At 50.0% G+C, this 14952-nt stretch carries 14 protein-coding genes; 6 read left to right on the top strand and 8 right to left on the bottom strand.

Annotation, left to right across the window (positions count from 1 at the left end; translation table 11 throughout):
- Positions 1-136: 136 nt before the first annotated feature.
- Positions 137-1324 carry an efflux MFS transporter YdeE gene (gene ydeE / locus SK32_RS05650; RefSeq protein WP_048211697.1) on the top strand — a complete coding sequence of 396 codons (1188 nt, stop codon included), beginning with the start codon at positions 137-139 and terminating at the stop codon, positions 1322-1324.
- Between the two features lie 40 nt (positions 1325-1364).
- Here the strand turns inward: ydeE and urtE are convergent, their stop codons facing one another.
- From urtE to urtA, 5 genes are read right to left on the bottom strand one after another with little or no spacing between them, the layout of a single operon-like run.
- The gene (gene urtE / locus SK32_RS05655) at positions 1365-2063 is read right to left on the bottom strand and encodes an urea ABC transporter ATP-binding subunit UrtE (protein WP_005122752.1); all 699 of its coding nucleotides are present in this window, start codon (positions 2061-2063) and stop codon (positions 1365-1367) included.
- 9 nt (positions 2064-2072) lie between these two features.
- Complete coding sequence (gene urtD / locus SK32_RS05660) at positions 2073-2870, bottom strand: urea ABC transporter ATP-binding protein UrtD (RefSeq protein WP_048211698.1); 798 nt, start codon at positions 2868-2870, stop codon at positions 2073-2075.
- On the bottom strand, positions 2870-3943 hold the full coding sequence (urtC, locus tag SK32_RS05665) for an urea ABC transporter permease subunit UrtC (RefSeq protein ID WP_048211699.1): 1074 nt from the start codon (positions 3941-3943) through the stop codon (positions 2870-2872). Before urtC ends, urtD begins: the two co-directional genes overlap by 1 nt.
- Positions 3943-5517 carry an urea ABC transporter permease subunit UrtB gene (urtB, locus tag SK32_RS05670; protein ID WP_048211700.1) on the bottom strand — a complete coding sequence of 525 codons (1575 nt, stop codon included), beginning with the start codon at positions 5515-5517 and terminating at the stop codon, positions 3943-3945. The genes urtC and urtB overlap by 1 nt, the downstream gene beginning before the upstream one ends.
- Before the next feature lie 45 nt (positions 5518-5562).
- A complete protein-coding gene (gene urtA / locus SK32_RS05675; RefSeq protein WP_048211701.1) occupies positions 5563-6834 on the bottom strand; it encodes an urea ABC transporter substrate-binding protein in 1272 nt (423 codons plus the stop codon).
- Positions 6835-7320: 486 nt separating this feature from the next.
- On the opposite strand from urtA, the gene mgtS reads away from it, so the two are divergent.
- Both mgtS and SK32_RS26685 read left to right on the top strand, forming a co-directional pair.
- Positions 7321-7416 (top strand): protein MgtS, encoded by a 96-nt coding sequence (gene mgtS / locus SK32_RS25950; protein WP_003032406.1) that lies wholly within the window; start codon positions 7321-7323, stop codon positions 7414-7416.
- Positions 7416-7460, top strand: coding sequence for a hypothetical protein (locus tag SK32_RS26685; RefSeq protein WP_420889184.1), 45 nt, complete (start codon positions 7416-7418; stop codon positions 7458-7460). The genes mgtS and SK32_RS26685 overlap by 1 nt, the downstream gene beginning before the upstream one ends.
- A 239-nt stretch (positions 7461-7699) precedes the next feature.
- Here SK32_RS26685 and SK32_RS05685 read toward each other — a convergent pair whose 3' ends face one another.
- Together SK32_RS05685 and dcp are read right to left on the bottom strand one after the other, a co-directional pair.
- Positions 7700-8626 (bottom strand): diguanylate cyclase, encoded by a 927-nt coding sequence (locus SK32_RS05685; protein WP_048211702.1) that lies wholly within the window; start codon positions 8624-8626, stop codon positions 7700-7702.
- A gap of 637 nt (positions 8627-9263) precedes the next feature.
- Positions 9264-11309, bottom strand: coding sequence for a peptidyl-dipeptidase Dcp (gene dcp / locus SK32_RS05695; RefSeq protein WP_048211704.1), 2046 nt, complete (start codon positions 11307-11309; stop codon positions 9264-9266).
- Between the two features lie 145 nt (positions 11310-11454).
- On the opposite strand from dcp, the gene ydfG reads away from it, so the two are divergent.
- The 3 genes from ydfG (at position 11455) to ydfZ (ending at position 13369) form a co-directional block, all read left to right on the top strand.
- Positions 11455-12201 (top strand): bifunctional NADP-dependent 3-hydroxy acid dehydrogenase/3-hydroxypropionate dehydrogenase YdfG, encoded by a 747-nt coding sequence (gene ydfG / locus SK32_RS05700; protein WP_048211705.1) that lies wholly within the window; start codon positions 11455-11457, stop codon positions 12199-12201.
- Positions 12202-12287: 86 nt separating this feature from the next.
- Complete coding sequence (locus SK32_RS05705) at positions 12288-12974, top strand: GntR family transcriptional regulator (protein WP_048211706.1); 687 nt, start codon at positions 12288-12290, stop codon at positions 12972-12974.
- A gap of 191 nt (positions 12975-13165) precedes the next feature.
- Positions 13166-13369, top strand: a complete 204-nt coding sequence (ydfZ, locus tag SK32_RS05710; protein ID WP_003032393.1) for a putative selenium delivery protein YdfZ — start codon at positions 13166-13168, stop codon at positions 13367-13369.
- 66 nt (positions 13370-13435) lie between these two features.
- Here ydfZ and SK32_RS05715 read toward each other — a convergent pair whose 3' ends face one another.
- Positions 13436-14911, bottom strand: a complete 1476-nt coding sequence (locus SK32_RS05715) for a mannitol dehydrogenase family protein (protein ID WP_048211707.1) — start codon at positions 14909-14911, stop codon at positions 13436-13438.
- Positions 14912-14952 lie beyond the last annotated feature (41 nt).

The raw sequence follows: 14952 nt of genomic DNA on the forward strand, positions 1-14952 counted from the left end.
CGTAACAGATCATTAATTCAGGTAGGCCACACAGGGCATTTTCAGACAACTTATTGAGTGTACATCACACTTTTAGCATGCTATTTGTTTCTGATATCTAAAAAAAACATAACAACATGCATTGTCGGGCAGAAAAATGAATATCTCACTGAGAAGGTCCACTCTCGCGTTACTCGCGTCATCTTTGTTATTAACCATTGGACGCGGAGCCACGCTACCATTCATGACGATTTACCTCAGTCGTCAGTATGGCCTGGGTGTCGATCTGATCGGTTATGCAATGACAGTAGCACTGACTATTGGCGTCGTTTTCAGTCTTGGATTCGGCATCCTGGCCGATAAATTTGAAAAAAAACGCTTTATGCTACTGGCGATCGCGGGCTTTGCTTGCGGCTTTATAGCGATTCCTCTGGTGCATAACGTGGTGGTGGTGGTTCTGCTCTTCGCGCTGATCAACTGTGCCTACTCCGTGTTTGCCACCGTGCTGAAAGCCTGGTTTGCCGATAACCTCTCAGCCACCACTAAAACAAAGATTTTCTCACTTAACTACACCGTGCTGAACATCGGCTGGACCGTTGGCCCGCCGTTAGGCACGCTACTGGTCATGCAAAGCATTAACCTGCCGTTCTGGTTGGCGGCCATATGTTCAGCCTTCCCGCTGGTGTTTATCCAGACATGGGTAAAACGCTCCGCAATCCCCTCTGAAGGTTTGAACGCGACAGTATGGTCACCCTCAGTTTTGCTGCGCGATAAAGCATTATGCTGGTTTACGTTGTCTGCTTTTCTGGCCTCGTTTGTCGGTGGCGCATTTGCATCCTGTATTTCTCAGTACGTGATGGTGGTTGCCGATGGTGATTTTGCTGAGAAAGTGGTGGCGGTCGTCCTGCCCGTCAACGCAGCAATTGTGGTATCGCTGCAATATGCTGTCGGACGCAGACTGACGTCTGCAAACATTCGCCCGCTGATGGCTGCGGGTACACTTTTTTTTGTTATTGGTCTGGTCGGTTTTACCTTCTCTGGCAACAGCCTGCTGTTCTGGGGGATTTCAGCCGCCTTTTTCACCATTGGCGAGGTCATCTACGCGCCGGGTGAATACATGCTGATCGACAACATCGCACCGGCAGGTATGAAAGCCAGTTACTTTTCCGCCCAGTCACTGGGCTGGCTTGGCGCGGCGGTAAACCCATTAGTCAGCGGGGTCATCCTGACCACACTGCCCCCATGGTCGCTGTTTGTCGCACTAATGGTGGCGATTGTCCTGGCCTGGGCGTTAATGATAAAAGGCATGCGCGCCAAACCCTGGAGCCAGCCGGCAGTCTGCTGAAAATTACTGCGACAGTGCCAAAACGGCACTGTCGCCTGATTCAAATGGCAACCAACCCACGCACACCTTCTGCTGCCATATTTTCACCTGATCCACGTTGAATAATGCTGCCTCGCGACATTAACAGGTATTTGTCTGCAAGCTGTTCGGCAAAGTCATAAAACTGCTCCACCAGCAATATAGCCATATCACCACGATGGGCCAGTTGGCTGATAACCAGGCCAATCTCTTTTATCACCGAAGGCTGGATCCCCTCTGTTGGCTCATCGAGGATCAACAACTGCGGGCGACTGGCCAGCGCCCGGCCAATAGCTAACTGTTGCTGTTGCCCACCCGACAAATCACCACCCCGCCGGTATTTCATCTCCTGTAATACCGGAAACAACGCATAAATTTCATCCGGTACACGTTTTGCCTCTTGCGCTGAAAACCGGGAGAGTCCCAGCAACAGATTCTCTTCAACCGTCAGGCGAGGAAAAATATCGCGGCCCTGCGGCACATACGCTACCCCCGCCTGCACCCGCTGATGTGGCTTACGGAGAGTAATGTTTTTACCCTGCCAGATAACACTGCCGCTGCGGGTTGGAATCAGACCCATCAGGCACTTCAGCAGTGTCGTTTTGCCAACCCCATTACGCCCCAGCAGACATGTTACTTCACCGATACGCGCCTCAAAACTCACGCCACGCAGGATATGGCTGCCGCCATAGTATTGATTTAGTTCATTTACCTGTAGCATCAGCACTCCTTAGCGTCCGAGATACACTTCAATCACCTGCTCATTGGCCTGAACATCGCGCAGGCTCCCCTCGGCCAGTACCCGCCCCTGGTGCAATACCGTGACGTGATCAGCAATGCTCTCAACAAACCCCATATCGTGCTCAACCACCATCAGAGAATGTTTTCCGGCAAGCTGGCGAAACAGTTCAGCGGTGTATTCCGTCTCAGCATCCGTCATCCCGGCAGCTGGCTCATCCAGTAGCAACAAATGCGGCTCCTGCACCAGCAACATACCAATCTCCAGAAATTGTTTCTGTCCATGGGAAAGGCGCCCGGCATGACGGTCGCGTTCGTTACTCAGTCGCAACAGCGTCAACATGTCATCAATGCGATCCCGTTGTTCTCCCGATAAACACGCCCGTAATGACCCCCAAACGGATTTATCATTTTTCATCGCCAACTCGAGGTTCTCTTCCACCGTCAACGCTTCAAAAACGGTCGGTTTCTGAAATTTGCGACCAATGCCCTGGCGAGCAATGGCGATGGCGTCGAGTGATGTTAAATCAATGGATTGATCGTAAATCGCCCGCCCACTTTGCGGCTTCGTTTTACCGGTGATGACATCCATCAACGTGGTTTTTCCCGCGCCATTGGGTCCAATAACGCAGCGTAACTCGCCAACCCCAATATTGAGCGTCAAATCCGTTAGCGCCTGGAAACCATCAAAGTTAACGTTTATTTTTTCCAGTTGGAGCACCGGATCTGTTTGATTGCGAAAACGATCGCCCGGCATCTGGCGGGTAAAAAGCCCTTCATCTGGCTGCATTATTTGTCTCCCTTGCGAAACAGACCAATTACGCCTCGAGGCAAAAACAGCGTAACGCCAATAAAAATCAGGCCGAGAAACAGTTGCCAGTATTCAGGCATGATGACGGTAAACCAACTTTTAGCGCCGTTCACCAGCACCGCGCCAAACACCGGGCCAATCAACGTACCGCGCCCACCCAGTGCGACCCAAATCGCGGCTTCAATTGAGTTGGTGGGTGACATTTCACTGGGGTTAATGATCCCCACCTGCGGAACATACAGCGCCCCCGCCAGCCCGCACAGGACGGCAGAGAGTGTCCATACCAGTAGTTTGAAACCCTTTGGGTCATACCCACAGAACATCAACCGATTTTCAGCGTCGCGAACGGCTGTCAAAATACGGCCAAATTTACTGCGAGCCAGCGCCCATCCGAGCCACAGCGCCAGAATCAGCAGCACAACGGTCGCCAGGAACAACGCGATACGTGTCGTGGTCGCCGTCACCGAAAATCCCAGAATGGTGGTAAAACCGGTAAATCCGTTATTGCCGCCAAACCCGGTTTCGTTACGGAAGAACAACAGCATGCCGGCAAAGGTCAGCGCCTGCGTCATGATGGAGAAGTAGACCCCTTTGATTTTTGAACGGAAGGCAAACCAGCCAAACACCAACGCCAGCAAGCCAGGCACCATAACAACCAACATCATCGCCCAAAGAAAATGCTGCGTTCCCCACCAGAACCACGGAAGTTCAGTCCACGACAGGAACGACATAAAAGCTGGCACCCCTTCACCAGATGCCTGGCGCATCAGGTACATCCCCATCGCATAACCGCCCAGCGCAAAGAAAATACCGTGGCCCAGCGAGAGCATTCCCGCATATCCCCACACCAGATCCAGGGCAACTGCCACAATGGCATAACAGAGAATTTTCCCAACCAGTGTCAGTGTCCAGACAGATATCGCCAGCGGATGATCCGTAGGCAGCAGCGCGAGAAATGGCAGAATAATCAGTGCCAGCAGTAAAGCCAGCCCCAGCACACAGGTAATACGCGGCGCTTTGCGCGCCAGCGTTAATGTCATTGGCATCGTCATCAGTCAATGACCCTCCCTTTTAGCGCAAACAGCCCCTGCGGACGTTTTTGAATAAACAGAATAATCAGCACCAGAATCATAATTTTGCCGAGGACGGCCCCAACCTGCGGTTCGAGAATCTTGTTGAAAATCCCCAAACCAAACGCCGCCGCGACGCTCCCGGCAAGCTGTCCAACGCCTCCCAGCACCACCACCAAAAATGAATCAATGATGTAGCTTTGCCCCAGTTCTGGCCCAACGTTGCCCAACTGCGATAGCGCCACGCCCCCAAGTCCGGCAATGCCGGAGCCGAGACCAAATGCCAACATATCCACGCGCCCCGTGGGAACGCCGCAGCAATCTGCCATGCTGCGGTTTTGTGTCACTGCACGCACGCGCATACCCAGACGGGTTTTATTCAGCAACAACCAGGTGAAGGACAGCACCAGAATGGCAAATCCCAGCACCACAATCCGGTTCCACGGCAAAATCAGATTGGCATAGACCTGAATACCACCCGACAGCCATGCCGGGTTAGCTACCTCAAGGTTTTGCGCACCAAAGGTCATGCGCACCAACTGGATCAGCATCAGGCTAATCCCCCAGGTTGCCAGTAGCGTTTCAAGTGGGCGTCCGTACAAATGGCGGATCACTGTGCGTTCCAGCAGCATTCCCATAGCGGCGGTCAGCAGGAAAGCAACCGGCAGCGCAATCAGCGGATAAAAGGCTAACCACTGCGGGAAAAACTGGCTCATCAGCTGTTGCACTATCCAGGTACAATAAGCACCAAGCATCAGCATTTCACCGTGCGCCATATTAATGACGCCGAGTAGTCCGTAGGTGATGGCCAGCCCCAGCGCCGCCAGCAATAAAATAGACCCAAGCGATAATCCCATAAACGCCTGGCCAAGCAACTCTCCAACCTTCATTCGATGTTCAATGGTATTCAGGCTTTCGCTGGCGGCAGCGCGTACACGCGCATCGGGTTCATGTTCCAGCTGGGTGAAAGGCTGTAATCGTGCTTGTGTTTCAGGATCATTGGATGCGCCCAGCAATTCGATGGCCCGGCGCCTGACATCGGGCGAACTACTGTTCAGTTGCAGGTTTGCCAGAGCAGCCGCCAGGGTGGATTTCACGCCAGCATCCGTCTCCTGCAGCAGCCTTTGCTGCAAAAATGGCAGCATCACTGGCAGTGCTTCACGTTGTAATGTTCGGGCAGCAGCCATTCTAAAAGTGACATTGTCACTTAATAACTGATGAACAGACAATGTGCCAGCCACCAGGTTACGCAGGCGGTTAGTCAGGCGGATTTTTTTTAATTCACCACTGGGTGTGCTGGCCGCCCCCAGAGATTGCACACGCGAACCGTTCATCGTGAATGCATTTTTAACGTCGTCGGTCAGCAGGTTTTCGCCACTCAGGGCATTAAGCAAAGGTAAACGCTGAACATCGGGGTTAATCGCCCATTGTTCCAGTAATGTCGCCTGCTGTGTCCGACTGGCCGCGGCGAAGGTATCGGCATCTGTTGCCTGCGCTATCCACGGCAAAAGCCACGTCAGCAACAACACGCCACGAATAAAGCGCATGGCTTTCATGATAGCGTTCTCCAAAATTGGGCCCTCCCACAGGAGGGCGTAAGATCAGTTGCTGGCGGTTTTGACGGGCTGCTCAGATTTTTTATCATTCCCGGCGATATACGGACTCCACGGTTGGGCACGGACCGGGGCATCCGTTTGCCATACCACGTTAAACTGACCGTTACTTTCAATTTCGCCAATCATGACGGGTTTATGCAGGTGATGGTTCGTTGCATCCATTGTCAGCGTAAAGCCAGAAGGTGCAGAGAATGATTGCCCCGCCATGGCCGCACGGACTTTATCGACATCCGTCGTTCCGGCTTTTTCAACCGCCTGCGCCCACATGTGCAGGCCAACATACGTGGCTTCCATCGGATCGTTCGTGACCACAGAATCAGCATTCGGTAGTTTGTGCGCTTTCGCATAGGCGCGGTAATCAGCGATAAATTGCTTATTGGTGGCATTATCAACGGATTCAAAATAGTTCCAGGCCGCAAGATTGCCTACCAGGGGTTTGGTATCAATACCGCGCAACTCCTCTTCTCCAACAGAGAACGCAACAACCGGAACATCGGTCGCTTTCAGACCCTGGTTTGCCAGCTCTTTATAGAACGGAACGTTAGAGTCGCCATTAATGGTTGATACCACCGCCGTTTTTCCCCCGGCGGAGAATTTTTTGATGCTGGCGACGATGGTCTGGTAATCGCTGTGGCCAAACGGGGTATAAACCTCTTCAATGTCTTTATCCGCAATGCCTTTTGAATGCAGCCAGGCACGGAGAATTTTATTGGTTGTTCGCGGATAAACGTAATCGGTGCCCAGCAGGAAGAAACGTTTTGCACTGCCACCGTCTTCACTCATCAGATACTCAACCGCGGGAATGGCCTGCTGATTGGGCGCAGCGCCGGTATAGAAAACGTTAGGTGACATCTCTTCACCTTCATATTGCACGGGATAAAACAACAGGCCGTTTAACTCTTCAAATACCGGCAGTACAGATTTGCGCGAAACCGATGTCCAGCAACCAAAAACCACCGCCACTTTGTCCTGGCTTAGCAACTGACGGGCTTTTTCGGCAAACAGCGGCCAGTTTGACGCCGGATCAACCACTACCGGCTCCAGTTTTTTTCCCAGTACACCGCCTTTGGCGTTGATCTCATCAATGGTCATCAACGCCACATCCTTCAGCGGTGTTTCAGAAATAGCCATTGTCCCGGACAACGAATGCATGATGCCAACTTTAATGGTGTCGGCAGCCTGAACGCTAAAACTCATCCCCATAGCCACAACAGAGGCCGAAAGAGCAAAGGCTTTTAATAATGTACGACGCTGCATAGTTTCACTCCTGAAAGTAGACTTGCTGAAAGCTCCGGTGCAGCCGGAAAGGCAAAACGGTGCAAATTAAGGGTGTTCAGAAGGAATAAGGCAAAAACAGTGCCAGATATGAAAAAGGCATATAATTCAATAAATTATAAATACCATCAATGAAATGCAGATAAAAAGAATGCGTCGCCATGACGGCAAGAGAGAAGAATTGAACCACCATGACACAGTGTTGCATTATAAACGTGCAACATCTTGTGTCCGGACAACCCGGTAGCTACGGCGGATTACAAGATAAAATTATGATTATTTGCAGATGGGGGCGCCTGTTTCGTCACGATTATTTATTTTCTTCGACGAGAAAAAGCCAAAATCTTACATTTCAGACGAAATATTCACACAGTTCACTCTTTGTTTAAGTTCGAATTGCTACTATAGTCATTAACGAGGTGAAATTAAGGTAAGAGAGGAAACTCAATAGATAAAGGAGCATTTACTATGCTGGGTAATATGAATATTTTTATGGCTGTTCTGGGAATTATTTTATTTTCCGGTTTCCTGGCCGCGTATTTTAGCCACAGATGGGATGATTGATGAACGGAGATAATCCTGCACCGAACCGGCCCCTTGTCGCATAACTGCACAAGGGGCCATTTTTTTACCTGCTTCCCTTCCCTGAATCATTTCTCAGAATTACAGATAAAAAAAACCGCCGGAGAAACCAGCGGTAAATGCTTGCATGGATAGATTTGTGTTTTGCTTTATACGTTATCTGGCAATTCCCTGCGAAGATAACGAATAGTCGGCTAACATATCATCGACAACCGCAATGGAAGTTAAACGAAACGTAACTACAGCCGGTCTACACTGATAAAATTCACGCTCTGACGCGCGGTGTCAGTTGATCATTAGTGCCAACTAGCGTGATTTTCTCTTTTTCATCCATAAACATGCAGCGATTCCTGCCGGTCTGTTTCCCTTCATACATGGCTCTGTCAGCACGTCCAAGACCGTTGTCCAGCGTTTCACCCTGTTGAACTCTGGTAATGCCAGCCGTTACCGTTATGCCGATTTCGCCTTCTGGATAAGGGATTTTTTTCTGGCCAATCAGATGACAAAGACGCAACCCTGCCTGGCATGCCTGCTCGTCCGTTTTGGTTCGGATGATGACAATAAACTCCTCACCACCATAGCGATAAGCAACCTCATCGTATCGAGTCCATGCTAATAAATTTGACGCCAGACTGCGCAACACCATGTCACCAACCAGATGTCCGTAGGTATCATTAACATGTTTAAAACGGTCGATATCCAGCAACAATATGTACAGGTTAAGCGGCTCAGCATCGAGTAACTGCTGGTCAAACGACTCATCAAGCATTCTTCTGCCAGGCAAACCTGTTAACACATCAATATTACTGCGGATAGTCAGTAAATATATTTTGTAGTCCATGACCGCAGACGTAAATCCCAGTAACGCATCCTGGAAACTGTCGAAATGCCATGAATGGCTACGCTCTTCCACGATTGCCAATAGCAATTCCTTGCCTAACAAATGCATTTTCTCATGTGTCGCGTGAATATTGCTGACATAACTGCATTCATCATCATCGTGCTGTGGATGGTTTTTGAGCCACTGCCCAAATTGACAAACAGCGTGAGAGTCATCGCCCGAAATATCAGGCTGAGTAACGTCTGATGACACCACACAGCGGAACATTTTCACCAGCCACTTATAATGAGCATCAATTGATTTGTTAAGTTCGATTAAAATTACATCTATTTCCTGCGTTCTTCTGATCATCACGGTTTCCTTCCCTGTATGAACATTTAGACATGGGCATTTTAGCGCCAAAAAGGAAAACTTATGTAAATTTTTTAATAGTAATTAATATTAAGGAAAGAAAACAAAGATTACTTCGCATGATAATAAATTAACTTGAAATTAAAATAATCATGATAATCAATGCGATAGATTTTATTCTATTTTTCTTGTTTTATATTTAATGGAACCGAACACCCATGAGTTAAATCGCAAAAATGACGATAATATTAACCACATGAAATGTGATATTTGAAAACAATTTCCTCAATGAACGGCTTCGTGGTAAAGAATCTGCCCGCCCATACCTGAAATCAGCTTATCTACCTGTTGCGTACTTATTTCTTAGGTACACGCGCCAGGCCATGAACACGCCTGGCAGAAAGGCAACTCCAACAATAACTGACTTATAAAGCACCCCGTCAAAGAGGTACGTGTCATGAGTGATTTTGTCTACCCATACACACCAAATAACCCAGGTAACAGCAAAGCAGAATGAAATCAGCTCTACCTTTGTTGGCAATCTCATCGTCATTCATCCATCTCACATTTTGGAGAAGAAAAAATCACGCTAAAAACCGGGCATCGCGCCCGGTTCAATTTTTTGGCAGACAATGCCTTAGGCGCTCAAACCACGATGTTTGAGCATTGGCTCCATTTTTGGATCTCGGCCGCTCCATTGGCAATAAAGCTCAGCTAAGTCAGTGCTGTTACCACGGGACAAAATCGCTTCGCGGAATTTCTGCCCGTTTTCACGGGTCAATCCGCCCTGCTCTACAAACCACTGATAGCCGTCATCGGCCAACATTTGCGTCCATAAATAGGCATAATACCCTGCGGCATAGCCACCACCGAAGATATGGGCAAAATAGCTGCTGCGATAACGCGGCGGTACAGCCTGCAGATCCAATCCTTCCGCAGCCAGGGCCTGCTGCTCAAATTCATCAACTGACAGCGATGACATACACTGCTCCAGGCTGTGCCAGCGCATATCCAGCAATGCAGCACTGAGAAGCTCCGTCATATCATAGCCTTTGTTAAACAAGCTGGCCCGTTGCATCTTCTCCAGCAATGGCTGGGGCATTTTTTCACCCGTTTCAACATGACGAGCATAACGCGCGAAAACCTGCGGATCACTCGCCCAGTGTTCGTTTATCTGCGACGGGAATTCGACGAAATCACGCGGGGTATTCGTGCCCGACAGCGTCGCATACCGTTGGCTGGCAAACAGACCATGTAACGTGTGTCCGAACTCATGGAACAACGTGATGACATCATCCCACAGCAGCAAGGCGGGTTGGCCCTGAGCAGGTTTCTGATAATTGCAGACGTTGTAAATTACCGGCCTGGTTTCATTTTGCAGAGATTGCTCAACAAAATTTCCCATCCAGGCACCACCGCTTTTTGATTCACGGGCAAAGAAATCACCATAAAATAGCGCCAGTCCTACGCCATCATGATCGAAAATCTCCCAAACCCGTACATCCGGATGATAAACAGGGATGTCAAAGCGCTCGATGAATTTAATGCCAAATAGCTGGTTTGCTGTCCAGAAAACACCTTCATTCAGCACCGTATCCAGGGCAAAGTAAGGTTTAAGCAGAGCTTCATCAAGAGCATATTTTTCACGACGCACCTGCTCGGCATAAAATGCCCAGTCCCAGGCCTCAACCTCGAATTGTCCCTGTTGCTGATTAATCGCTTTCTGAATTTCAGCCTGCTCATTCAGCGCGCGTTGACGTGCAGCGGGCACGATCGCCCGCATAAAAGAAAGTGCCGCTTCTGGCGTTTTCGCCATCTGGTCGGCAATTTTCCAGGCAGCAAAATTCGCAAAACCCAGTAATGTTGCCTGCTCTCTGCGGATCTCCACCAGCCGTTTAATGATAGCGCGAGTATCGTTGGCATCATTTTTTTCCGCCCGCGTCCATGCCTGGGTAAACAGGTTTTCTCGTGTCTGTCGATCGCGTAACGCAGCAAGTGCCGGTTGTTGTGTGGTGTTCAATAGTGGGATAACCCAGCGAACCTCAAGTCCTTTGTCGCTGGCGGCTTGCGCCGCAACGGCAATTTCTTCTGCGCTGAGTCCGTCAAGCTGCCGGACATCATCCACGATCAGTGCACCCGCTTTGTTCGCCGCCAGCAGACGCTGATTGAACTGGCTGGTTAACGTCGCCGACTCCGTATTTAGCGCTTTCAGGCGTGCTTTATCGGCATCATTAAGACATGCACCAGCCAACACAAAGCGTTGGTGAACCACCTCCAACAGACGCAATGATTCACCTTCCAGCGCCAGCGAAGAGCGTTGCTGCCAGACGGCATCTATACGCGCAAAAAGTGCGTCATTGAGATAGATATCATTGGCCAGCGCGGCCAGTTCGGCGGAGAACTCCTCGTCAAGACGCTGCAGCTCATCGTTGGTATGCGCTGCCGTCATCGCAAAGAAAACGCTGGTGACGCGCGTCAACAACGCCCCACTTTGCTCAAGCGCCAGCAACGTATTTGTGAAATCAGGAGCCTGTTGGTTTTGCACAATCGCCGCTATTTCAGCGCGTTTTTGTTTCACACCTTCATCAAACGCGGGCCGATAATGGCAATCTTCAATCTGATCAAATTGCGGTGCCTGGTAAGGTAATGTGCTGTGGTGCAAAAAAGGATTTGTTAACGACATCTTTTCCTCCTGAAAACGATTTGTTTACTAGTTTACTAGAGTAGGCCTCCCAGGATTTGACCGCAATCTCGTTAAGCAGGAATAGCTCTGAACAGAAATGACGTGCTATGGTAGTACTACATAAAAAGCGTTGAGGAACAGTGAGATGATCGTTTTAGTAACCGGAGCAACAGCAGGTTTTGGTGAGTGCATTACGCGTCGTTTTATTGAGAATGGGCATAAAGTTATTGCCACCGGACGCCGCCAGGAACGTCTGCAGGAACTGAAAGATGAACTGGGTAATAATCTGTATATCGCCCAGCTTGACGTACGCAATCGCGCATCCATTGAAGAGATGCTGGACGCCCTGCCTGCCGAATGGCGCAATATCGATATTCTGGTCAACAATGCCGGTCTTGCGCTGGGTCTTGAGCCAGCCCACAAAGCGAATGTCGATGACTGGGAAACCATGATCGATACCAACAACAAAGGCCTGATTTATATGACTCGTGCCGTTCTGCCTGGCATGGTCGAGCGTAACCGCGGACACATAATTAATATCGGCTCTACCGCCGGTAGCTGGCCGTACGCTGGCGGGAACGTTTATGGTGCAACCAAAGCGTTTGTTCGTCAGTTTAGTCTGAACCTGCGTACAGACTTACACGGCACGGCGATCCGCGTTACCGACATTGAACCCGGACTGGTTGGCGGTACCGAGTTCTCTAATGTGCGTTTCAAAGGCGACGATGATAAAGCAGGTAAAACCTACGAAAATACCACTGCACTGACTCCGCAGGATGTCACTGAAGCTGTATGGTGGGTTGCTTCGTTACCGGCTCATGTCAACATCAATACCCTTGAGATGATGCCAGTCACCCAGTCTTTTGCCGGGCTTAGCGTGCATCGAAGCTAAATGAGATACCCGGCCTTGTGCCGGGTATAGAAAGCGCTCGATAAGTGATAAAATAGCCGGGTTAACTCTCTAATAAGTAAGAATGAATGACCGTAGAAACGCAGCTCAACCCTACACAGCCGGTAAATCAACAGATTTACCGTATTCTTCGCAGCGATATCGTGCATTGTCTGATTGCACCTGGTACGCCATTGTCGGAGAAAGAGGTTTCCGTACGCTTTAACGTGTCTCGCCAGCCGGTACGAGAAGCATTCATCAAACTGGCAGAAAACGGTTTGATTCAGATCCGTCCACAACGTGGCAGTTACGTGAATAAGATCTCGCTGTCGCAGGTGCAAAATGGCTGTTTTGTACGTCAGGCCATTGAGTGTGCCGTAGCCCGCCGCGCCGCCTCGATGATCACCGATAACCAGTGCTATCAACTGGAACAGAATCTGCACCAGCAACGCATTGCCATCGACCGTAAGCAGCTCAACGATTTCTTCCAGCTTGATGATGAGTTTCATCAGAAGCTGGCATTAATCGCTGATTGCCAGCTTGCCTGGGACACCGTCGAGAATATTAAAGCCACGATTGACCGTGTGCGCTATATGAGTCTGGATCATGTCTCCCCACCTGAAATGCTACTTCGTCAGCACCATGATATCTTTGCAGCGCTGGTAAAACATGATGGCGATGCCGTCGAGCATGCAATGATGCTGCATCTACAGGAAATTAGCGAATCTGTTCAGCTTATTCGTCAGGAAAATAGCGACTGGTTTAGCGAAGACTAATACGTAGCTCACCTCTCACTGAGGTGAGTTTCCCCGAAAGATCCCCCTCTCCTGCATATCCCGATAAAAAAAGCTGTGATTTTGATCGAAAACAAAAAAAATCATTAACGAGAAGCGTATTTATATTGCGCCCGTTACGTGGGACTAAAAGCCCACGGGCTTTGACGGTAAGTTGGAAAGGAGAAAACACCATGAAAACATACGATCGTAACCGCAACGCAATCACCACTGGCAGCCGAGTCATGATTAGTGACACCGGACTCACCGGCCGTATTACAGCCATTGACACCGATGGCCTGACCGCTGAGCAAATCCGCCGCGGTAAAACAGTGGAAATCGAAGGATGTGAAGGCAAATATGCCCCCCTCGAACTTATTCGTTTAGGCATGAACTAATTGGTGTGAATGCCAAAAACAATGCGCCATCTGGCTGTCGTTAAAGCCGGATGGCGACATAAAGCGTTATCTTACTGACAGTAATTTCGCAGCATATTTTGCAACCGTTGCCTTCGCGCCTTCCGCCAGCAAAGTCAGGTACGCTTCTGTAACCCGCTTTTTAAACCGTTCAACCTGTGGCAGTTCGTCACCAAAAATAGCGTCAATAGCCAATAGCGCCTGCACACGATCTTCACCTTCGTGACTGTTCTGTACCGCTTTCTGGATCACTGGCAGCAGCGGATCGCTAATTTCAATGGCTTGTCCCTGCTCATCCACGCCCCCGACATAGCGCATCCAACCCGCCACACCGAGTGCAAGCAGATCAAAACCACTGCCGTGCACGATATGCCAACGCACAGAGTCAAGCATACGTTGCGGCAGTTTCTGACTACCGTCCATGGCAATCTGCCAGGTACGGTGGCGCAACGCCGGGTTGCTATAGCGGTCAATCAGTAAGTCGGCATAATGCTGAAGATCCACCCCTTTCACTTTTAATGTTGGCGCTTGCTCCTGCAGCATCAACTCGCGGGCGGCGACACGATAGTTCTCATCACCCATGCAGTCGTTGATGTGTTGATATCCTGCCAGGTAGCCGAGGTAAGCAAGGAAAGAGTGGCTGCCGTTAAGCATACGCAACTTCATCTCTTCGAACGGGATAACATCTGCCACCAGTTCAGCCCCGGCTTTTTCCCACTCTGGACGCCCTGCGACAAAGTTATCTTCAATGACCCACTGACGGAACGGTTCGCATGCCACACCCGCCGGATCGCGTACCCCGGTAAGTTGTTCAATTTTGTCCAGCGTATCTGCGGTTACCGCCGGGACAATACGGTCAACCATTGTTGACGGGAACGTCACATGTTGTTCGATCCATGCAGCCAGCTCAGCATCCACCGCGCGGGCATACGCAGTGACAACATTGCGCATCACATGGCCGTTTTCAGGCATGTTGTCGCAGGACATCACGGTAAACGCACCTAAACCTGCGGCTTTACGGCGTGCAAGTGCTTCAACCACCACACCCGGTGCCGTCTTCGGCTGTTTTGGGTTTTGCAGGTCGGCGGCAATCATCGGGTTATCCAGCATCAATTGCCCGGTAGCCGGAGAATGGCAATACCCCTTCTCAGTTATGGTCAGGGAAACGATCGCCACCTGCGGTTCGCACAGCGCAGCCAGTACAGCTTCCAGACCATCAACCTGCGCATGCAACGCCTTTTTAACCACGCCAATAACTCTTGCGGTCCAGGCATCCGCAGACATTTCCGCAACGGTGTACAGGTTATCTTGCTGTTTCAAATCAGCAATCTGCTGCTCTCCACCAATCAGGTTTACTTCGCAGTATCCCCAGTCACTATTGTGATCTGCTGCCAGGATGTCAGCGTATACCCCCTGGTGTGCACGGTGGAAAGCACCGAACCCCAGATGAACAATACGCGGAACCAGTTTTGTACGATCGTAGCCAGGAAGTGCAGCCTTTGCCGCTAAGAGCTTGTTTTGCATTGTATGACCTACTTATCAATGAAATCAGGACTGTCTCAGAG

The organism is Citrobacter sp. MGH100, assembly GCF_001034465.1.
GTDB lineage: Bacteria > Pseudomonadota > Gammaproteobacteria > Enterobacterales > Enterobacteriaceae > Citrobacter > Citrobacter youngae.